This is a genomic window from Paenibacillus sp. MER 180 (genome assembly GCF_023713665.1).
Taxonomy (GTDB): Bacteria; Bacillota; Bacilli; order Paenibacillales; family Paenibacillaceae; genus Paenibacillus_B; species Paenibacillus_B suaedae.
This window is the reverse complement of sequence record NZ_JAMAVT010000001.1, coordinates 80,763-103,696: the sequence shown is the minus strand read 5'-3', so window position 1 is coordinate 103,696 and position 22,934 is coordinate 80,763. Positions and strand designations below refer to the sequence as shown.

Annotated in this window: 15 protein-coding genes; all 15 read left to right on the top strand. The window is 45.2% G+C overall.

Features of this window, described 5'->3' with window-relative positions; translation table 11 throughout:
* Nucleotides 1-244: 244 nt before the first annotated feature.
* The 15 genes from M3661_RS00385 to M3661_RS00315 all read left to right on the top strand — a co-directional run bounded on the left by M3661_RS00385 (nucleotide 245) and on the right by M3661_RS00315 (nucleotide 22,926).
* Nucleotides 245-3,331, top strand: a complete 3,087-nt coding sequence (locus M3661_RS00385; RefSeq protein WP_251481274.1) for an Ig-like domain-containing domain — start codon at nucleotides 245-247, stop codon at nucleotides 3,329-3,331.
* 148 nt (nucleotides 3,332-3,479) lie between these two features.
* Nucleotides 3,480-6,056, top strand: a complete 2,577-nt coding sequence (locus tag M3661_RS00380; protein WP_251481272.1) for a hypothetical protein — start codon at nucleotides 3,480-3,482, stop codon at nucleotides 6,054-6,056.
* Nucleotides 6,057-6,120: 64 nt separating this feature from the next.
* Entirely contained in the window at nucleotides 6,121-6,672 is a 552-nt protein-coding gene (locus M3661_RS00375; protein ID WP_251481270.1) for a hypothetical protein, read from the top strand.
* A 104-nt stretch (nucleotides 6,673-6,776) separates the two neighbouring features.
* The gene (locus tag M3661_RS00370) at nucleotides 6,777-7,040 is read left to right on the top strand and encodes an alpha/beta-type small acid-soluble spore protein (RefSeq protein ID WP_311279511.1); all 264 of its coding nucleotides are present in this window, start codon (nucleotides 6,777-6,779) and stop codon (nucleotides 7,038-7,040) included.
* A 159-nt stretch (nucleotides 7,041-7,199) separates the two neighbouring features.
* The gene (metK, locus tag M3661_RS00365) at nucleotides 7,200-8,399 is read left to right on the top strand and encodes a methionine adenosyltransferase (protein WP_251481268.1); all 1,200 of its coding nucleotides are present in this window, start codon (nucleotides 7,200-7,202) and stop codon (nucleotides 8,397-8,399) included.
* 163 nt (nucleotides 8,400-8,562) lie between these two features.
* Entirely contained in the window at nucleotides 8,563-12,507 is a 3,945-nt protein-coding gene (locus M3661_RS00360; RefSeq protein ID WP_251481265.1) for an Ig-like domain-containing protein, read from the top strand.
* 223 nt (nucleotides 12,508-12,730) lie between these two features.
* On the top strand, nucleotides 12,731-15,463 hold the full coding sequence (locus tag M3661_RS00355; RefSeq protein WP_251481263.1) for a stalk domain-containing protein: 2,733 nt from the start codon (nucleotides 12,731-12,733) through the stop codon (nucleotides 15,461-15,463).
* Between the two features lie 61 nt (nucleotides 15,464-15,524).
* A complete protein-coding gene (locus tag M3661_RS00350; RefSeq protein ID WP_065291415.1) occupies nucleotides 15,525-16,685 on the top strand; it encodes a sensor histidine kinase in 1,161 nt (386 codons plus the stop codon).
* Between the two features lie 8 nt (nucleotides 16,686-16,693).
* Nucleotides 16,694-17,413, top strand: coding sequence for a response regulator (locus M3661_RS00345; RefSeq protein ID WP_021257133.1), 720 nt, complete (start codon nucleotides 16,694-16,696; stop codon nucleotides 17,411-17,413).
* A gap of 97 nt (nucleotides 17,414-17,510) precedes the next feature.
* Entirely contained in the window at nucleotides 17,511-17,948 is a 438-nt protein-coding gene (locus M3661_RS00340) for a glycosyltransferase (RefSeq protein ID WP_065291414.1), read from the top strand.
* Nucleotides 17,949-18,221: 273 nt separating this feature from the next.
* Nucleotides 18,222-20,363, top strand: a complete 2,142-nt coding sequence (locus M3661_RS00335) for a helicase-related protein (protein ID WP_251481260.1) — start codon at nucleotides 18,222-18,224, stop codon at nucleotides 20,361-20,363.
* Nucleotides 20,356-21,258: a ComF family protein gene (locus M3661_RS00330; protein ID WP_251481258.1), complete on the top strand. Its 903-nt coding sequence runs from the start codon at nucleotides 20,356-20,358 to the stop codon at nucleotides 21,256-21,258. Before M3661_RS00335 ends, M3661_RS00330 begins: the two co-directional genes overlap by 8 nt.
* 209 nt (nucleotides 21,259-21,467) lie before the next feature.
* Nucleotides 21,468-21,881, top strand: a complete 414-nt coding sequence (locus M3661_RS00325) for a TIGR03826 family flagellar region protein (RefSeq protein WP_251481256.1) — start codon at nucleotides 21,468-21,470, stop codon at nucleotides 21,879-21,881.
* A gap of 257 nt (nucleotides 21,882-22,138) precedes the next feature.
* Nucleotides 22,139-22,414: a flagellar biosynthesis anti-sigma factor FlgM gene (gene flgM / locus M3661_RS00320; RefSeq protein ID WP_065291410.1), complete on the top strand. Its 276-nt coding sequence runs from the start codon at nucleotides 22,139-22,141 to the stop codon at nucleotides 22,412-22,414.
* Nucleotides 22,415-22,428: 14 nt separating this feature from the next.
* Entirely contained in the window at nucleotides 22,429-22,926 is a 498-nt protein-coding gene (locus tag M3661_RS00315; RefSeq protein ID WP_251481254.1) for a flagellar protein FlgN, read from the top strand.
* The last annotated feature ends 8 nt before the right edge of the window (nucleotides 22,927-22,934 follow it).

The window sequence follows — 22,934 nt, the reverse complement described above, 5'->3', positions numbered from 1 at the left end:
ACCTGTGCGTTTAATATGATGAAGCTCGAATACAGTGGTTAATTTAATTATTGTTCCCTGTATTTCACAAAAATATACTTTACGCTAGGCAGTTGACATTGTATAATGTCTAGAGTGGTATGAGCATTTCTATTTATTTTCATTTGTTCCTAATCGATTACTAGTTTCTGTGGCATGTCCTTATGTTGCAGACTTCTTTTTAGATTACATTTCGCTCACTCTGAGGAAGGGGGTGAATCGGCGAATGAGGGAAATGAACTATCAAACTTCTACGCAACAAACTAAACAAACGAAGCAATTTAGAGGAGGAGAAAAAAAGGTTATGAAGAAAAGATTGGCCCTTCTGCTTTCCGTTGCTATGGCGTTCTCTATGTTCGCAAACGTAGCTTTCGGTGCTGACGCAGCTAAAACAACTCAAGAGAAATTTGATGCATTGAAAACTCAAGGTGTATTCAACGGTTATCCAGATGGATCCGCTGGCCTTGATAAAGACATGACTCGTGCAGAATTCGCGAAAGTACTCGTGAAATTGTTCGGTCTGAAAGAAATCCATGGTGAATATTCTTACAAAGATAAAAACTATGGTGCTAAAAACTGGGCAGCTCCATTCATCGAAGCTGTAACAAAAGAAGGCTTGATGCAAGGTAAAGATTTGGAGAAGAAGTTGTTCGACTTCAACGGCAAAATCACAGTTGAAGAAGCAGCTAAAACTTTGGTTAACGCTTTGAAACTTGAAGAAGTTAAAGACGCTCAAAACAACGCTTCTTCATGGGCTAAAGGCTACTTCCAAGCAGCAGTTGACGCTGGTTTGTTCTCCAAAGATGCAAACCCTAAAGCGAACGCAACTCGCACTCAATTGGTAGAAGCAGCATATGCAGCTGACGAATTGACTAAAGGTCCTAAAGTAGTTTCCTACAAAGTAAAGGACTCCAAAACAGTTGAATTCACTATGTCCGACAAAGAAGTTGCGACAGTAACTTTGGAAAAAGCTCTTGAAGCTAACAAAGAAACTGAAGTAACATTCACTTACAAAGACAAAGCAGGTAAAGAGTTCAAGATCACTACTAAAGTGACTTACACTATTACTTCTGCTCAAAGCATCAAATCCGTTACAGCTGAAAACTTGAAAGAAGTTGTTGTAGCATTTGACGGTTCTCTTGACAAGAAGACAGCTGAGAACAAAAACAACTATGAAGTTAAAGATATGAAGATTGATAGCGTAACAATGTCTGATGACAAAAACTCCGTTACAATCTTGCTTGAGGAAAATGGTTCCGACTTGAAGAACCAAAAAGAAACTGAAGTGAAAATCAAAAACGTTAAGAACGAAGATTCTTCTAAAACGTTCAACGAAACAAAGAAATTCACTCCAGTTGACGTAAAAACACCTGAAATCAAAGAAGTTGTTGGCTTGGGTACGAAAGCATTCAAGATCGTATTCTCTGAGCCAGTTAAACGCGGCGATGCAGTTGCTTCCAGCAACTACAAAGTTGACGGTGCTATGGTAGCAGGTAGCGTTGACTACATGTATCCAAATGTAGTAATCGTTAAGAAAGAGTTGTCTGTTGGCACTCACAAAGTGACTGCAAGCAACATCACTGACTTCTCTGGCCTGAAGAGCATCCCAGCAGACAAAGAGTTCACGATTGCTGAAGATACAGCAGCACCTGAAATCGTATCTGCTAAAACTAACGATTTGAACGAGCTTGAGATTGAATTTAACGAAACAGTAAAGTCTATCGAAAAAGTTTACCATAACACTTCTGGCAACACTGGTAAAATTACGTACAAAGACAACAAAGTTAAAGTTGAATTCAACAATAAGATGTACAATGGCGACAACACGATCTATGTAAAAGGTGCAACTGACTACAGCGGAAACAAAGCTGACCGCGAAATCAAAATAAACCCTACATTGGATCAAACTCGTCCAGAAGTTGTGAGCTTCGAGCTTAAAGAAGCTGGCACATTGAACAACCATCAATTGGTTCTTGAGTTTAATAAAAAACTTGAGAAAGAATCTGCAGAAAACAGCAAGAACTACACTTTGAAAGACAGTGATGGAAACATCATTAAAGACTTCAAAGGTGTAGATCGTGATGGTCATCCAACTTCTAAACCTTCTTATGTTGAAAAAGACAATAAAGTAACAATCAACTTGAATGGTAAGTTGTCCAATCAAACTGATTACATCTTGGAAGTTACTGGTGTGCGTGATGTGGCTGCATTGCAAAACACAATGGCACCATACACAAAAACATTTACAGCTAAGCAAACTGCTCAAACTGGAATCGTACGTTCTTGGTTCACTGAGAGTGGTGGCGAACAAAACCTTTACGTTCAGTACAAGGAAGATATGAGAACTGATGGTGACGGAAGTGTATTGATTAAAGAAAAGTATATCTTTAATAATAAATCAATCACTGACTACGATATCGCTATGGTAAATGGTGATACAGTTCGCATCACTTCGAAGGCTGGAAAACTTGTTACTGACGACGACAAAAAAGACGCTAAGAAAGTATACGAACTTTCTGTAAGCCAAGTGAAAAATGTTAAAGGTGACTACCTTAAACAAAATGATAACTATACTTTGAAGTATAGTGGTACTTTGGAAGAGAAGTATGACAACAGCATTAAGGTTGATGATGTAAAAGTTGAATCCCGTGAAAAAGTAAAAGTTCAATTTGCTGGGAAAATCAACTACTTAAACACTGATGACTTCTACATCACGATTGGAGGTAGCGATTCTAAACTTTACGCTACTGACGGAACGTTGAGCAATGATGGCACAGTGCTTACATTGAACTATACAGGCAACCGCATTCTTCCATCCAGCCTTGCCGATGCTAAGCTGCATGTTGTAAAAAATGCAACTACTGCCGACATTTTGGATGTTCGTGTTAAAGCAGGAGAAACACCTATTAAAAACTTCGACGCTGTTAGACCAGAAGTGCTTCTTAACTCCATGTCTGTTAAATCTGTAACAGGTGCAACTTATGAAGCATCCATTACTGCAGACACTAATATTAGTGTTCTTGAAACAAAGAACATTAATAATGCATTTGAAGTACTTGTAAATGATAAGGAAGTAACTCAGGTAGTAGACGTTAAAGTTAACCCTAATAACTCTAAAGAATTGATCGTTAGCTTTAAGTTTACTGATGCTAAGGCTGAGCTTAAGAAAGATGATATTGTTAATGTTATTTTGTCCGATTCGAAAAATAACGTAAACAAGCACATCGTTGATGCTCGCACACTAACTGCTAAGGAACCAGTAGCATTGAAAGGTTTCGATGCACAAGTAGAATTTGTTCCTGCAACTAAGTAATAACCTTTAAAGAAAGCCCTTCGGGGCTTTCTTTTTTTATATAAAGCTTACAACAATGTAACCCTCCAACTTGCTGAAAATCGCAACTTTCTCTTATCATTATGCGTTATACTATATATGTAGATTCTACGCATAGGAGGAAAGTAGATTGAAAAGAACAACCGCCATTGCGACAATGTTATCGTTGTCCCTCATTTTAGGGGCGTCAGCCTTCCCAACGGCAAATATTTATGCTGCAGATACAAAAGCTTCTAAACAACAAAGCACCAGCAAGCAAACAAAACCTGCGGCTAAACCGACGCCAGTACATACGCTTAGTGAGTTAAAGCCAATTCGCTTGACTGCTAAAAGTGCAGTTAAGCTGACAGATGTAAACATGTATAAACAAGATGAAAGTAATATTTTGACGTATACGTTAACTTATTATAATAATGATCAGCGCAGCTTGCCGCTTATTGATTACTGGACGAAGGTTCGGACAAAAGGTGGTACGGTGTATTCTAGTGTATTGACTACAAAGGATAAAGAGAAAAAAACAGTACCAGGTTTGTCTGAGATGAGTGTTACCTATTATGCAAAAGTAGCGAAGGGTCTTACCATTAATGATTTATTTTTTGATATCATAAAGTGGGATTTTAGCAAAGCTGGTTTTGAAAACAGATTGGGTTCTTTTCAAATTCCTACATGGATGACTGCATCGACTGTAGTTGGAAAAAGCAGCACAGTACGAATGAATGACATTCCTATAAAAACAAGCATTGATCGAGTAACCTCGATGCTTAATGAAGACATGAATTATGTAAATGTTGCAGTAAATGTAGAAAATTTAGGATTTAAAGCGTTGGAGAATCCAACTTACAAATACGTAATTAAAACAGCAAGCGGAAGCAGTTACCCTCTTGTACCAGATAGCGCAAGTAAGGAGTATAAGCTGCAGCCTAGCGAGAAAAAGACATTGAATTTCATGACGGCAATTCCTAAGAGTGTCGTTATCAAAAACTTGGAGCTTCAACTACTGACAGAGGATGAGACTGCAAAAATTAATCTGCCTGTAGCAACCTTAAAGTTGCCAGCTTCGAATGCAGCCACTTCTGTTATTCCAGCGAATAAAGAGCAAGTAATAACGATCGACAAGGCAAAGGTCAGCACAAAAATTTTGAACGGTTGGGCAAATCAAAGTTTTGAAGATAATGATATTACATTGACTTTCCAATTTGAAAATTTATCAAATCGTCCAGTGACGATACCAAAATATGAATTTGTTTTAAAAGGGCCAAACGGACTCTCTGTACCAATCCCAACAAAATCACTCGATAATTTGACATTGAAAGCGATGGAGAAACGACCAATCACATTGAGTGCGATGGTAACTACTGACGTACCTCTTGAACAATTAAAGCTTCAACTCAATAAGCCTGGAGATTCCGAACAAAAGGATCCAACTAAGCCCGAAACGAATCAAAAGGACTCGAATTTTAAGTTCCCAGAAGGAACTTATAAATTGCCTGATCTTCAATCCATGCGCAATCAAACGGGAATTGAATACGATGTGCAGCATAGCAAAGGCAACCTTGGAATCACAATAGAATCTCTACAGCGTCTACCTTGGTTAGACGGGGATGTACTGTCAGCAAAATTAAAAATTAAAAACAAAGAAACGAAAACAATTCAGTTGCCAGCTTTAGAAGGTGTCTTTAAATTAGATACTGCTGGTGTATCTGGTAAAACTCAGGTAATAAGTTCGAATGGCGCTTTAATCATCGGAGCGAGGGAAGTCGTCGATGTATACATCGTAACGAAGGTACCAAGTTATATGGACTTCTCTCAAGTCCAGACGGCGCTTATGGAAAAAATAGGAGAAACGGATAGTGCCCCAATCATTCAGTTCACGAATGGAGGCAAGTTAAGCAAGTTGCCTGTCGTTGAATTTGGTAAAGTATACAATCTTACTACTCAAGGACGCAAAGCGGATATTGAAGTAAAGAACAGCAAGGTGTATGAAGGTGCCGTTGAACAAATCATTTATACGGATCTTGTTATGAAGAGCCAGGAAGAGCGCCAAACGATTTTATCTCAAATGGTAGCATACTATCGATCAGATGATGGACGTTACTATAAAGCGAATCTTTCCCAAGTGCAGGGCCCTACGAGTCCGCAAGGATTGAATGTCGTAACGGCATGGGTGAAAGTACCGAAAACGGTTAATAAAACAGATTTGCAGCTTATTATCGGTGAGGGAATTACCGAGAATAAACTGACACCTCCAAAGGGTGAGTCTGATGGATATATCAATGCAGTAGCAATGGATTTGAAAGTCGTACAGCCTACGGTTCAACGAGACTTTATAAATCTTGATCTATTCCCTTATTCGTTGACTTTATACAATTTCTACGTGACTGCTAACAGATCATCGAACTTGTCTATCGAGTTCTCTTACGATATGGCTCGCCAATTGGAATACAACATGGGAGACTACGGTCATAAGTTAGTCATTGAAATTGTAGATTCAAGTGGCAAGAGGTTTGAAAAAGAGATTGACTTTGTTAAAGAATTTACAGAAGGCAAGAATAAGTCATTCTCAACCTCTATTTCGGATGCATTCTTTGAGAAGATCGAGAACGGTGGCTTCCAGCTAACCCTTTATGATGTGTTCGATAAAGAGAAGATCAAGCTAGCTAGCCATGGTAGTGCGTACAACATTAGAAACGCAAAAACAGCGGACTAAAACAATAAAGAAAACTCCCCTCGCAGAGGGGAGTTTTTGGCATAAGAAGTAGGAGGAGGAAAAAATGAACAAATTTACGAAGGTTATTTTATCTACAACATTAATAACAGGGGGAATTGTGGCAGGTTCTATTTTGGGCGTGAATGCATTCGCAGCAGATACAACGCCGGGAACATCTTCAGATCCACTTGTAACGAAGAGTTATGTGGATCAACAAGTTAAATCCCTTATCCAAGCTGAATTGAAGAAAGGCAATACAGGTAATGATACTACGAGCAAGGACAAAGATAACCCGAAGAAGGATCAGCCTGAGGGTGATACAACGAGCAATACGGAACTTAAAGTCGTAACGGTTAAAAGTGGCCAGAAGCTTGTTGCCAAAGCTGGAACTGAAGTCATTGTCCGGAACGGGAAAGCAGTCATTACAAGCCCGGATGAGAATGGAGTGCCGGATGTAACGGCAGGCACAGATATCAAGAGTGGACAAGCGGTTGCGACGAACCATTTGTTGTTGTTCCCTCGTGATGGACGTGGTGTCATGCCAGATCCGCAGCAGGAGAATGGATTGATTGTTATGGTTCGCGGTGGTTATTCAGTAGTACAAAAGGCAGAATAATTAACATGAGCTGGCAGGGCGGGCAACATTTCCTGCGGGTGTATCCTTCCGAAAGAGGCACAATAAGTATCACTGATGCATATATAACGAGGGAGGATATTACCGTGAGCAAAAAAACGTTAGTGCCAGCCAGCAGAGACGCTTTATACCGCATGAAATATGAGATAGCAGCCGAATTCGGACTTCCGGTTTCTCATCACGGAGCACATATTGGAATGGATACAGAGTTCGCCTCCGAACTCGGCAGCGTTCCGGTTCAACATACGACTAGTCATGCAGATTGGGGTACCTTATCTTCACGTGATGCTGGTTCGGTAGGTGGCGAAATAACAAAACGTCTCGTTGCTACAGCATTGCAGCAAAAATAGGTAATCCAACTTTTGACGCTTTCATTGACAGGACCGGACAAATAAAGTAATATGATTTTTCGAAGGCTGCTATAACAACCTTTTCCATTCGGGAAAGGTTCATTTTTTGTTTAGGCTGCTCATGGGAGAGCCATATTATAGGTTAGGAGGTCGAGTCCTATGTCATTGAAAGGACGCCACTTGTTTACGTCCGAGTCCGTTACTGAAGGACACCCGGATAAAATATGCGACCAGATTTCGGACGCGGTATTGGACGCCTTTTTGGCGAACGACCCGAATGCTCGGGTTGCATGTGAAGTATCCGTAGCCACGGGATTAGTTCTCGTCATAGGAGAAATCAGCACAAAGGCAGATTATGTTGACATTCCATCTATCGTACGCAACACGATCAAAGATATCGGGTATACACGCGCGAAGTATGGCTTTGATTATAATACCTGTGCAGTATTGACCTCGCTTAACGAACAATCTCCAGACATCGCTCAGGGGGTTAACGCTGGCATTGAAACACGTACAGAAGATGCCAGGCAAGAAACCGAGAATATCGGTGCAGGCGACCAAGGCTTGATGTTCGGCTTTGCAACGAACGAAACGCCAGAACTCATGCCGCTTCCGATCGCATTGTCACACCGTATTGCTCGTCGTTTGTCCGAAGTACGCAAAGACGGCACATTGCCTTACCTTCGTCCAGATGGTAAGACACAAGTGACGATTGAATATGATGGAGATAAGCCAGTTCGTGTAGATACGATTGTCGTGTCGACACAGCATGCGGAAGATACAACATTGGAGCAAATCCAACGTGATATCAGAGAGTTGGTTATTACTCCGGTCGTTCCTAGTGAATGGCTCGACGATAAGACGAAGTACTACATTAACCCAACTGGCCGCTTCGTAATCGGCGGACCACAAGGTGATGCAGGCTTGACTGGCCGTAAAATCATCGTGGATACGTACGGCGGATATGCACGCCATGGCGGCGGAGCGTTCTCCGGTAAGGATCCAACGAAGGTTGACCGTTCTGCAGCTTATGCAGCGCGCTATGTTGCGAAGAACATCGTAGCAGCTGGCTTGGCTGACAAATGCGAAATCCAATTGGCTTATGCCATTGGTGTAGCTACACCAGTATCCATTAACGTGGATACTTACGGAACAGGCAAAGTGAATGAAGAGAAGATTGTTGAACTGATTCAATCTCATTTTGATCTTCGTCCTGCAGGCATTATTAAAATGCTTGATCTGCGCAAACCAATCTACAAGCAGACTGCTGCTTACGGACACTTTGGCCGTACAGATTTGGATTTGCCTTGGGAACGTACAGACAAAGCAGATGCGCTGCGTGAGCAAGCGGGTTTGTAATCTAACCCTTTATTATTTCAGCGCTTATACAAGACCTCTTTCTGGGCTGTCAGGCTTAGGAGGAGGTCTTTTTTGCGTGCTAGCGGTGATGAATCTAAACTATTTCCTCCTTTTTACCGACAAATAGAGTACAACTGTCTTCGGAATGAAAGGAGCATATAGAATGAAGAAATGGATTGCGGCTACAATGGCCTTTGTCCTTTTTTTAGGAGTGTTCGGATGGGGAGGAGTGCCCGAAGTGCACGCAGCTACCCCTCCTGCGATAGTCAGCTCATTGCCAGCTAACGGTGCGCAGGAAGTCTCAATCAATCCATCAAGCATACAATTTACGTTCAACGAAAAAGTATCCATGACGAATGGGTACATTACGGTAACGAACGAAAAAACGGGTGCACAGCAGCGCTTTGCTGAATCAAGTGCGAATGGAATCGGAAAAATAGCAACAACTGATAATATAACGTTTCAGTTGGAAGGGCTGCAGCCTTTTGAAGCTGGAACAAGATATGTTGTGAGAGTAGATGGAAAGCTCTTTTTGGGTGAAGCTTCTAAAGAACTGTCCACACCTGCAGAATGGGCATTTTCAACTAAATCCCAGCAGGAAGCGGCATCCTTCTCGCCACAAGGCCAAGGAATTGCTTTGCCTGCAGATGCGCAAATTACGTTTAGCCGTCCTGTCCAAGCGGGCCAAGGCAGCATCAAGATCAATAAGTTCAGTGACAACAGTGTCGTGAAGACAATCGTTGCGAAGGATTTCGTAGTGAATGGACTTACAGCAACGACGAAATTGGATGGATTAGAAGCTGGAACAGCGTACTATGTCACGATGGATGCAGGTGCATTTCTCGATTTGGATGATGGAACGCCAGTAGCAGGCTTTTCGGGCAAGACGTATTGGAACTTTACTACAAAGGCAGGTGTGGATACAAATCCACCCAAAATAACAAAGCGCTCGCTGGATGGGACAGCTGTGCCCCCGCAGACGCGCTTAGAACTTACATTCGATAAGTCGGTCTATCAAGTGACAGGCAATATTGTGATTAAATCAGATGGACGCCAGGATATTGTGCTCCCTGTTACCTCAGCGATAATGGGAGGCGGCTCTGCGGTTATTCAGTCTACCAATGTTCTGTCTCTGGAATCAAATCGTACCTATACGGTCTCCATACCGAAGGGAGCATTCCGGGATGCTGCTGGCAATCTGATGGACGGTGTAGAATGGGCGTTCCGTACTCAATCAACGGATACAACCGCGCCTACGATTGTCAGCTTCGATCCTTCGTCAGGCAGTGTGTCTGTACCGGCGAACAAGACGTTAATTATAACCTTCAGTAAACCGATCGTGTATACGGGTAAAGGTGTGGATTTGCGGCGTAAATCCTATTCCTATTCAGAATCGGCCAGTGTGAACGTACGCAACTCGAAGGAGCTGTGGATTTACCCTGCCTCTAATTTGCAGGAAAATACCGTGTATACGGTCAGCATTGCAAGGGGAGCCGTTAAGGATGCAGCCGGCAATGAATTTGCAGGTTTGTCTGAATGGGCATTTTCTACGGCAATTACGGATCGGAATCCACCAACAGTAGAAGATGTGACGATGTACAACAACTCGTTAATTCAAATTCGATATAACAAGACGCTAGATAACAACGCGAATCCGCCTTCCAACGAATTCACCGTACTAGTGAATAACGAGGAGCGGCGTGTCAGCAGCGCGTATACCTCTAGCAATTATGTCTATGTGTCACTGGAGAGTGGCGTTGCAGTAGGTCAAGACGTCAAGATTAGCTATGCGGCACGCTTCCGCATGGTACGTGATACGGTAGGTAACGTAGCTTCCAGCTTTAGCTCCCGTGCCGTTGAGAATAAGGTAGATACGACGCTGACGAAGTTGCGTGATGGGTACATTTCCGGATCTACTTTATATTTATATTTTACAGATTCTCTGAAAAGCGTTTCTTCCTATGCAGACGGTCAATTTACCGTCACATACAATGATTCCACTGTAGGAATTGATAAATTATCGCATAACAGCAGCTCGTCTACCGTGACATTGTCATTAAACCGTTCGGTATCGAACGGAGATGTTGTCAAGGTCAGCTACACGCCAGGCGATTATCCACTAGAGGATACCCGTGGTAGCAAGGTAGGGACGATCGAGGAATTTTTCGTTCGTAACAGTTATGACAATAAGCCGCCGGAACTGAAAGAGGTAACGGTGCTTGGAACGAAGATGATTCTGAAGTACAACAAACCGATGGATAAGAACAACATTCCGATGAAGAACCAGTTCTCGGTACTCGTGAATGAGAAGGCACGTTACGTCACGAAGGTCGAGATTAAGGAAAACCGGGTGGAACTGACTTTGCAATCGGCGGTACTGAAAACAGATAATGTAACCGTATCGTATGTGAGAGGGAATCCGCCGCTGCGCGATTGGAATTACAACTATGCTTCCAACTTGAACCTTGTATCTGCTTCAAATTCGACAGATAGTGAAGCTGCGACTGTCCAATCGGCAACCTGGAAGTCCCCTTCGATCATCTTGACGTTTAACAAGCGGCTTGAATCGATGTCGGCGTCCTATTATCCGCAGTTTCTGGTCACGTCAGGCAATCAGGCGATGAGTATTAAACAAGTAACAGTCAGCGGAACGCAAGTGACGATCGAGTTAATGTACCCGCCAACAGATGGAAGCAACTTAAGTGTGACCTACAATACAGGTTCCAAACCACTTCAATCAGAGGCCGGAATCGAAATCAAGACATTCTCCAACTTGAAAGTAGGGGCAACGGGTACAGGTGGAACAACAGCAGGGTCGCTGGATAGCTACTTTGTAAAAAGCGACAAGGACAGCTCCTTCGGAGACTATGCGTATGTTCTGCTTCAGAATACAGCTCAAATTACTACTGACCGGACAAGCAGCGGAGTAACGGTCAATCGTTATACGCTTGATACTACTAAGGTGAAGACGGCATTTGAGTTTGCTGGCCAATCTTTGGATTCGGATAAGCAGCTTCGATTTGAAGTGCCATCCACAGAAGCAGGCGCGCGGGTCGTGGTACCGTTAGCCGCCTTTGAAAAGGCATATTCGCGAACCGATGCGATCTGGTTTACCGTGAAGTATAAGGAAGCTGTATACGGAATATCGCTTAATCGCGATACTATGAGCAAGATCATCCAAAGAACGCAAGGATCAATCACGAATTCTTCGCTTCTCTTTGAAATCGATCCGGTCAATGAAACAGCGACGATTACGAACGAGCTTGCAAGTGCACAAGCAACAGCAATGGTGAAGGCTTATCAATTCTCGCTGTTCAATGTAGTTAACAGTGGTGCGGGTAGCGCGCTGAATATCGATACCGTTGTAAAAATGAAATCTTCCCAGTCAGTAACTGCCAGCCGGGCAGCATTAGTAGAGTGGATGAAGAATTATTCGAAATTAGGATACTTGCCAACCAAGGTGTCTCGTGCAGGATTAGATACCGTAGCCATTACAAACATGGTGGGCACAAAGATTATTCTCTTTACGGTAGGGAAGCAATCCTTCATCGATTTGCAGGGACATTGGGTACAAGCGGATGTGACTGCCCTCGTATCCAAAATGATTATGAGTGGACGCAGCACCACCAAGTTCGAGCCGAACAAGCCGATTACGCGTGAGGAATTTGCTGTCTCAATTGCTCGAGCGCTAGGTCTTGAACCAGATAGTGAAGCTGTCAAACGTTTCCGCGATGTGAATCAAGGAGATATGACCGGAGCCTACATTGGTGCGGCCATCCGTGCAGGTGTAATTACGGGCTTCCCAGATGGAACATTCAAGCCGAAGCAATTTGTGACACGCGAGCAGATTACGCTTATGATGGTTCGTGCTGCACAAGCGGCAGGATATCGGATGTCCGCTGCATCGACAGATGTGCTGAAGTCATTCAAGGACAATAAGGAATTTACACGTGCAGGCGCAACAATCGTGGCACAGGCCGTACAGGATGGACTCATTCAAGGGGTTAGCACGAACCGCTTCCAGCCTAAGGGTTCAGCAACACGTGCACAGGCAGCCATTCTACTAGTTCGATTATTGAAAAAAGTAGATTATATTACGTTGGATTAATAAATAACAAGAAGGAAGTCCTGTCTACTAACGGCGAATAGCCCGGAAGGCAGGGCTTCTTTTGTTTTCATCATGGCTTTGATCAGGCATTATATCGTAAAATCCACCAAATACGTAACAAAATCGCAACTTTTTGTCGATTTTGGTAGTCTATATAATAGTAGAGTTGACACGCGAACATATTGACATTTATACATAATAGGACGAAATGGGAGAGAGACACATGGGCAAATCAAATCAAACTGTCCGCCACATCAACTCAAGACGGATGGGGAAAAAGGCGGCAGCAGTTGTGCTATCCGGCGCACTGTTTATTCAGCCTGCATTTGGATGGGGAAACTATGTTTATGCGGATGCACCAGTAGAATCGACTAGTGGGAATACGTATGCAGCACCGTTGAATTCATTGCAAAAGCTCAGTGAAGAGATTCTTACCTCAGGTGCTAGATTGGTTACCTATCAATACGCGCTGCAGCGGGGCACGAAAACGTATAAGACTCGAATGAACGTGATTGAGGCCGACTTAAGCAATCCCTATATTAAGCTGGATGTCATGACAGGAAAGGACGGCAAGACAGCTACCGGGAACCCAGTCACGAAGATGACGAAGGAAACTGGGGCAGTTGCAGGTGTAAACGGGGACTATTGGATGATGGGCTCCGACCAAGTTCCAATGGGAGGTTCCATTTCAAAGGGAGAGATGATTACAAGCCCTGCGGAGCTGACAGGCATGTATGCCTTTGCCGTCACGAAGAGTGGTACGCCTACCATTGATCAGTATCGCTTCACAGGAAATGTGGCCTTGGCGGATGGCCAATCGTTCCCGCTGTCCGGCATCAATAAGATGAAGTACGATAAAGAGCCTGGGAAGCAGCATAGCCATATAAATGCAATGTATGTCTATACAAGTGCTTGGAAAGGAATGAAGCGGCCGAATGATACGACCACAACGCCTACAGAAGTACTTGTACGCAATGGGGTCGTAGAGCAAATCTCTGATATGGGTGCGCTACCAATGGAAGTTCCTGAGGATGGCGTTATTTTGCGTGGACACGGGCAGGCTGCGGAATTCATGCGCCGCACAATGCAGGTAGGCACATCTCTCAAGATTGATTACAAACTGTTGTCTCAGTCGACAGGCCAATCCGTAGATCCGTCCTCCTTCCAAATGATGATAAGCGGTCATACGCTGCTCGTTGAGAACGGCAAGGCATCCAGCTTCACGCGTGATACGAGTGGCATTAGCGGCAGTGGTGTAACAGCTCGTACAGCAGTCGGCTACTCGAAGGATGGTCGTTACGCTTACATCGTAACAGCTGAATCGAACAGTGTAAGCTCGGGCTTTACATTGAAGGAATTCCAGCAGGCGCTTGTACAGGCAGGTATCTGGAAAGCGGTAAACCTGGACGGCGGTGGTTCCACAACGATGACGAATCGGCCATTAGGCGATTTCGATACGAAGCTGACACATGAAACCAAAGAAGGAGGTAACAATGTTCGTTCTGTTGTCAACGGTCTCGGTGTGTTCACGACAGCTCCAGCAGGCAAAGTGAAGGGCATGACCCTAAGTGGAGAAAAAACGCTATTTATCGGGCAGCGTGCAACATACAGCATGAAGGCCTATGATGAGCATTACAATCCGGTAGATGCTTCTAACTTGGATGTGAAATGGAGCTCTGCGGACGGCAAGATGAAGTGGGATAAGGATGCCTTCGTCGCTCAATCCTCAGGCAAGGCTACCATTGTAGCTACATCCGGAGGAGCGAAAACGACTGCAGAGGTAACGATCATCGGAGCGAAGGACTTATCCAGCCTGCAAATCGCTACCGGCTCAGCTCCACTAAGTGCCGGCGCAAGTGTTCCTGTTCCCGTGAAGGCTACCTTGCTGAATGGCAATCAGGCGACAGTACCTTCATCTGCTGTGAAATGGGAGATTCGCGGCTTCAATGGTAAGGTTGAGGATGGCGTGCTTAAAGTGAATTCGGTTCCAGAAGGAACGAAGATTGGCTATGCCATTGCAAGCTATGATGGCTTGAGAACAATGATACCTCTGACACTTGGATCGGAGAAATTAATAGAGAATTTCAATCAAACAAATATGGGTGTCTCCTTCTCTGGATTGCCGAAGGGCAGCACGAAGGGGCAAGTCAGCATCGAAGGCGGATTTGGCGGCCGCGGTGCGAATGACAAAGTATTGAAGCTGTCCTATGATATGAATGCAGGCGGCAGCGCTGATAAGTTTGCCTATGCAGAATTGAATGGTTCTACAGGCATGGAACTTCCTAATGGCACTAGCGGTCTGAAGTTCGACGTCTATGGAGACAAGAGCTTTACCAATTTGCGACTAGAGATCCATGACGCGAATAAGAAAATTCACTATGTAAATGTAGTAGAATCGATCAATTGGGAAGGTTGGAAGACGGTAGAAGTTGATCTATCGTCACTGGGAGTTTCTTATCCAGCTAAGCTGAAACGATTGTATTTGGTCAACTTCAAGGAAGATCAGGACGAACGTGCAACAGAAGGAACAGTGGCGTTTGATAACTTGATCGCACAGCTCCCTGCTGGTTCATCGGATATTTTCCCTACAGCTACAATGGATTTGACTGTGAACAGCAAGTCTTCCAAGGTGAATGGTGCTGTGAAGAAGCTGGACGTGGCACCAATCGTGTTGAATGGTTCTACCTACGTTCCGGTACGAGTTGTGCTTGATGCATTTGGGGGCGAGGCGCTCTGGAATGGCCCAGCACAGACGGTTACTGTAATGCGCGGCGAACGTTTCCTTGAAATGATCGTGAACCAAAAAGCATTCGTTCGCAACGGCTCTCGACTTGCATCGGATGTCGCACCTATTATTCGACAAGGACGGACTTTAGTCCCGCTTCGCTTCGTATCGGAACAATTAGGCCTAACTGTAAAATGGGAGCAAAATACGAAGTCCATTACTATCCATTGATGTGGTATCATTAAGGATGAAATTCCATTCATCCTTTTATGAACGAGGAGACCGAACGTTAGTGGATAATCAAGTCGATGTCATTGATCGCGTCATTAAGAACGCCATCAAAGTGATGGAAGAGAGCAAATATCAGATTTACGAAATATTGGATTCGTCTCGGAATGAAGCGATTGCTATGAACGCAGAACTGCAGATGGTTATGGATCAGACTGCTGAAATTTGTGATAAGGTGGACGAGCTGGAGCGGAACTATCGTCTAGCTCGTCTGCGTTTGACAGATGTGAGCCGTGATTTTGTCCGGTACACCGAGGAAGATATCAAGCAGGCCTATGAAAAGGCGACGCAGATGCAGCTTGAGCTGATGATGTATCGGGAGAAGGAAGGTTACCTGAAGACACGGCGGGACGATATTCAGAAACGATTGCGCGCGATTGAGGGCTCTGTGGAACGAGCAGAGACAATTGGCTCTCAGATGAGCGTTGCGCTTGAATATTTATCCGGTGATTTGAGTCAGGTAACACGTATTTTGGAATCCGCCAAAACTCGGCAGCTGCTCGGATTGAAGATCATTCTGGCACAGGAAGAAGAACGGAAGCGGATCGCACGTGAAATTCATGACGGCCCTGCACAGTCTCTTGCTAATCTAGTGCTTAGGACGGAAATTGTAGAAAGAATGCTAAATAAGCAGGAATTTGAAATGGTGCAGAACGAAATAGTAGATTTAAAATCGCAGGTTCGTTTCGGCTTAGAAGAGATCCGCAAGGTGATCTTCAATTTACGTCCAATGGCATTGGATGATTTAGGGCTTGTACCGACTCTGCGCAAATTTATACATGACTATGAAGATAAGCACAGAATTAAGACTTCATTCGAGGTTAGAGGGCAGGAACGTCGGCTGCGTTCTGCGATGGAAGCAGCTATTTACCGGTTGGTTCAGGAGGCTTTCACCAATGCAGCGAAGCATGCGCATCCATCTTACGTTACATGTGAATTGACGTATGACGAAGAGGAAGTACGTGTAATCGTTCGTGACAATGGCTTTGGTTTCAAGGTAGAGTCTCTGGAAGAAAAATCGAAAGAGCACGCTCATTTTGGCCTGCTGGGCATGCAGGAGCGGGTGGAGCTGCTCGAAGGCCGTATGGAAATTCATTCGGCGGAGAACCGTGGAACTCGCATCGTGATACAAATTCCGACGAATGTGGAGAAGAGAGAGGAGTAAGCAACCTTATGGAGAATCGTAAGAAGGACATAGAAACAATAAAAGTACTCCTTGCTGACGATCACCAGCTCTTTCGTGAGGGCTTGAAGCGTATATTGAATATGGAGGACGATCTGGAGGTCATTGGCGAATGCGGCGATGGCATTCAGGTGCTGGAATTTTGCAATAAGGAAGTGCCGGACGTTGTTCTAATGGATATTAATATGCCTATTGAGAATGGCGTGATTGCTACAGAACGATTGCGTGATATTTTTCCGGATGTGAAGGTGATCATCCTTTCGATACACGATGATGAGAGCTACGTATTCGAAACGCTGCGGAAAGGGGCTTCCGGATACCTGTTGAAAGACATGGAAGCGGAGTCTTTAATTAATGCTATTCGTTCGGTTGTGACAGGGTACGCTTACATCCATCCGAAGGTAACGGGCAAGCTTATCCAGCAGCTTCGACGGATGACACTGCTTGATGGTAACGGAATTGTGAGCAGTCAATCGAGAGATGCAGGCGTGAAGTTCATTGCTGCAGAAGATAATCCACTGACAAGACGTGAAGCCGAAGTGCTTCGCTTGATGGCGGAAGGCAAGAGCAACAAAATGATTGGTGAATTCCTATTTATTAGTGAGAAAACCGTTAAGAATCATGTCAGCAGCATCCTGCAGAAAATGGAGGTTGATGATCGAACCCAAGCGGTCATCAATTCCATTAAGAACGGTTGGGTAACCTTATAGCACACCGTCCCTAGAACTGAATCACAAGGCTAGCTGGCGTTTGTCCGTCACCTCGGCATCTATTGCGGCATACACTTGGTAGTAAGGAGGTGGCCGCATGATCGCAATGCTATGTTGGATTGTGGGATGCTTCGGACTCGCGGTAGCAGCCGTTCATCTGGCTCATCAATGGAGGCAGCTCGTACGCGGCGCTAGACCTGCGCCTTGGATGCATGTCGTGCTTGTGACGGAAAATGATGAACGCCATATCGAATGGGTGATTCGTGCGTATAGTTGGTTTGCTTGGCTGAAAGGACGCAAGCTGCATTTCACGTTTGTCGATAGCGGTTCCACGGACGCTACGTTTCCGATTGCTTCACGTGTAATGAGCGTCTACGATGTGAGCTGGAACTTACTTGTGATTCAAAGGAATGAGCTGGAGGCAACACTGCAGGGCTTGAAGCAGCGAGCAGCGGAAGAGACATTAATTGTAATTGAGCCACGGAGTACAGAGGATTGGCGGAAAATTCCCTTCAAGGCTCGAAGTGCCTTGTAAGCGGTGTTGTTCGGGGAAATATGGAATATATTGAACCGAAAATACTACAAATACAGTTAAATTTGGGAAGTTTACTGAAGTTTAGGGTTGTCAGAATCCGTCGATTCGTATACAATTTTATACAAATACGATAAGGCGCTGGGCATGAAGCACATGCCACCCGATTCCACGGGTGGGGTGTGCTTTTTTTGCGTAATTTGAGCAGATGCGCATCCAGATATCAAGCAGCAAGCATGCTCCGGTGAGCCGTATGGCGAAGGAGAGGGAATGGTCATGCAAGTAAGAATTTATGCCGTGCGCACGGAGTACGGATGGCACTCGGGGATCACTGTAGATTGGCGCATAGATGTGCGCTATTGGTTAGCAGGGGAAGGGAGTCTGCCCCGTGGATCGAAACTCGTTGTTTTGCATCAGCAGCTGCCGATTCAAGTTGGCATCGCTGTATTGGAACATTTCATGCCAAGCGAAGCTATGGAGCGTTGGGGAGAACAGGGCTGGGTTCGTTATTTTGCTGATATTCTTTCCCCGTGTGTGGAGGAGTTTGAAGAAGAAGCTAAGCGGAGGCTGATGCAGGAGCATCTAGCTGTTGCGATTATCGAGGCGCCATATTCGGAGCCGACCTCCAATCTGCTTGTCATGGAGAAGCAGAAGCCTGTGTATCGGGTCGCAGAGCGATCCGTAGCCTATGCAACAACACAGTGGAATGCGGAACCATCTGGGCTGCCTGCTTCTCTCCTTGGGGAGGGTAGTGTTTCACAGGCAGAAGCTCATCCCGTACTGCATGCTGATGCCTATCGTATCGCCTATGGAATTCGTGGACGATTGCTTTTGGATGAAGAATTGATTCAGTTCCTACGCGATGCGGGAGCAGAACATTTGGTTTCGTGCAGATATTCGCTCATCCAGTGGGGCTTGCTGCGTGGCTGGCTGGAGCTGAGGGCAGGTATGTCATATACCCGTCAGGATGACGGCGGTAAACTGCCTGATGGCAGCCGCATTTCTTCGCTGAGACGAGTGGTGCGATCCCTCTATAAATCGTCGGCCACGATATGTTGTGGTCGTTGTGGGAGTTCGGAGGGACTTAGCAGCTCTTCCTGCTCGACTTGTCATTCCGTACAATGTTGGACGTGTACACAATGCTTGAATGTGGGGCGCTGCCGTTCTTGTGCTATTTTGATTGCTGGGAAACTGCATCGAGGTGACGATAGTGCCATAACGCTTATTCCGAATCGGGAGGGGCAGCTGGAGAAGTGGGGGCTTGCTCCAGCACAGTTAGAGGCGAGCAGACAGGCGTTGGATTATATTGATGGAGTTCGTACAAGGAACCGAGCTGCTAGGCAGTCTGAGATGAAAATTTCTGGACGTAAAAGTACGGTACAGGGAACAAGGGGCAATTTGCGTAAGGGGGCCTTCTTATTATGGGCCGTAACTGGAGCTGGTAAGACGGAGATGATTTTTCCACTCGTAGAGGATACGCTGCTGCATAGTGGACGTGTATTGATTGCTACGCCGCGACGTGATGTTGTACTGGAATTGAAGCCGAGGATAGAGAAGGCGTTTCCTGCACAGAAGGTCGTTACGTTGTATGGAGGCAGTTCGGAGCGGTGGGGAGAGGGAGACATTACTATTGCAACCACCCACCAACTGATTCGTTTCGAGGAGGCCTTCGAATTAGCTATTATCGATGAGCTGGATGCATTCCCGTATCATAATGATCCGATGCTGCAGCGTACAGCTGAACGTGCTTGTAGGCCTGGGGGTGTGTTCGTCTATTTATCCGCAACACCGCCAGATGCGATGCAGCGGGATGTTCGAAGAGGCAAGCTCTCTCATGCGAGGGTGCCAGTGCGTTTCCATCGTCATCCACTTCCTATCCCGATGAGAATCACAATGCCTTCGGTTGATCAGTGCTTATCTGCACATGGGCTGCCAGCACTACTGCTGGCGCGCATGAATCATTCGGTACGTAGAGGTGCCCAGCTGTTTGTGTTCCTTTCTCGTATTCGTCAAGTAGACCCGCTTGTGCGCTTGCTGCGCGAACGTATTCCCGGTGTTCATATCGATGGTACGTCAGCGGCAGATGAGAGTAGAGGGGATAAGGTAATTCAATTTCGGGAACGGAATATTCGTGTGCTCGTCACGACAACGATTCTGGAACGAGGTGTAACGGTACCGATGAGTGATGTATTCATTCTTGATGCAGACGATCGCTTGTTCGATGCAGCTTCACTAGTACAGATGGCGGGCAGAGCAGGGCGTTCGAAGGATGATCCTGCAGGATTGGTCGTGTTTGGCTCCCCGCAGTGGAATCGATCACAGCGGTCAGCAGTTCGGCAAATTCGGGACATGAATCGAATTGCAGCCAGAAAAGGATATTTGTTGTCAGGAGCGGTCAGGAGACAGCGGATTGGGTAGAAGAATGAGATGGGGTGACTTGCTGGAGAAGGTATATGGCGGGATGCTTAGTCCGAGTCAGCAGGCATGTATCATTTGCAAAAGATCCATTCGGATGAACGATACAGCTCTACGTCCACTTTATCCCTACGAACAGAGCCTTATGTCTCTGGTGTGCTATAAATGTGTCAATTTAATCCCATGGATTCGTGAATTAGGCTGTGCATATTGCGGGCGAGCGATCCGCTGTCCAGATTGTCAGCGTCATCCTTTGCGAAATGACGGTCTAAGAGCCAATCGAAGCGTGGTGCGATATGACGAACAAATGAAGCAATGGCTGTCTCAGTATAAATTCAAGGGGGATCGGGTGTATGAGCTGCTCATGGTCAGGATGATGCAGCTTGCCTATGAACCGCTGCTGTCCACCGTGTGGGAACGGAGACCAATCATTATAGGTGGTGGGATCCCTTCGTTATTCCAGGGTCAGCAGGAGGCGATTCTACCAGATCTCATTACATATGTACCATCTACTCGGGAGCGTATCCAAGTTCGCGGATTCAATCAGGCAGAGCAATTTGCACGGGCGCTGGGGAGAGAATGGGGAAGGCAGGTCGTAGAGCTTCTGACGCGCGCACAGGATGCAGAGAAGCAGAGTAAGCAATCCCGAATAGGTAGGGAGTGCAGCATGTCTAATGCGTTCGAGTTGCATCAATGGGCGGGGAGAAACCTACAGGAGGTCTGGAGTGCTTTAAAGGCAAGAGAAGGGAGTCCTGTGGCTGAATTGCGTCTACTTCTTATTGATGATGTATACACAACGGGGAGTACGTTAAGAGCCTGCTCTCGTAAGCTATCGTCCTTATGCAGGGATCTTGACTGTCCGGTCTCAATTGTCAGCTATACGTGGGCGAGGGCATAAAAGAAGGGGGACGCAGTGCGACAACCTGTCTAGGGGATAAGCGATAATTACAGTGTGGAAGGTTGGGGAATGAACTGCGTCCCCAAGCTTCTAAGAGGCTGTTTCAGCTGGTATGTAAAGAGTGCAAGGCTTATGAATAAAAATTTGCTCGTCATCTGCCGAATATTGATATATGATGAAGAAATGAAGCATCGAAGGAGGCGAATGACATGGAGCTGAGCAATTGTCTGCGCTGCGGAAAACTTTATGCCAAGGCGTTCCGTGATCTCTGTCCAAACTGCTTGAAAGAAATCGAACAGGAGTATGAACGCTGTGTTGCTTATCTGCGTGAAACGCGTCAAGCCACGATGCAGGAGCTGAGTGAAGCAACAGGAGTAAGCGTTCGTCAAATCACGCGTTTTATTAAAGAAGGACGCATTTCTACATACCAAGCACCGAACTTGGCCTATGAATGTGAAATTTGCAGCCAGCCGATTCGCGATGGGAATATGTGCGAATCTTGTCGAAGTCGCCTTGTGAAGGAGTTAACACAGACAGTAGTCGGTGCAGAAGAGGTGAAGGAAGCTCCTCGCATAGGGGATGGCGCCTACCGGGTCATTGATACGAAACGGGATCGTGATTAATTCAAATTTGGAGTTTGTCAATAACAAACCTCTCTGTAATGAGATTTTTTAGATTAAGTTCATAATATTCATGACATTACATCTAAATAATTCTTGACACTGCGCCGATAATCTTAGTAAAGGTTATCGGCTTTTCTTATTGATAAGATGGAATGAAGTAGTAATGGAGCAGTCAACAGGCAATTGAAAGATGTAATGGGTGCTTCATCAATGATGGATAGCGATATAAGTTTGTCTTATGGAACGAGGTGAATGGGATGAAAATTAATGAAACACAGCGTCTTGGCGCGATCCAATATTCTCAGAAACAACAGGCAATGAATCGTGCATCACAGAAGCCTTCCCGTAAGGATGAGCTGATCATCTCGACTGAAGCGCAGGAAATGCTAGAAGCACAGAACCGAGTAAACGATCCTGCACGCAATGCGCGCATTGCAGATTTGAAGAAGGCGGTATCCACCGGAACCTATCATGTGGAAGCGGACAAGATTGCAGAGAAGCTGCTTCCGTTGTTCCGTAAAGAGAACGAATGAGCGGAGGAACAGGTGTGAGTGTACAGCGAATCATGGAGTCACTATCGCTTCTGAATGATCTACATAAACAGCTGATTGATATTGCAGAAGAGAAGAAGCAAGTGATTATCAAGAATGACGTGGAAGGCTTGTCGCAGCTGATGACGAAGGAATCCAGATTATTGAAGCGGGTTGCGGAGGCGGATGAGGATCGGCTACAGGCAGCACAGGAGTTCATACTGGAGAAGGGCATACGATCCCAGTTGAATTTGACGGTGACGGAAATCACGCGGTTAGTGTTTAATGCTGAAGAACGTGAACAAATAGTAAGCCTGCGTGATAATCTCTCGAATACTATTAATAAGCTTAAGGTTAAAAATGATCAGAATCAAGACTTGCTGAGACAATCGCTAGAGTTTATCGATTTCTCGATAAACATTTTTATGGGAGCAGAAGACGACGGTATCTATCGGGCTGATTCTGCACAAGCATATGGACATCAGCGTAATAAATTATTTGACACGAAGGCATAGCTAGAGGA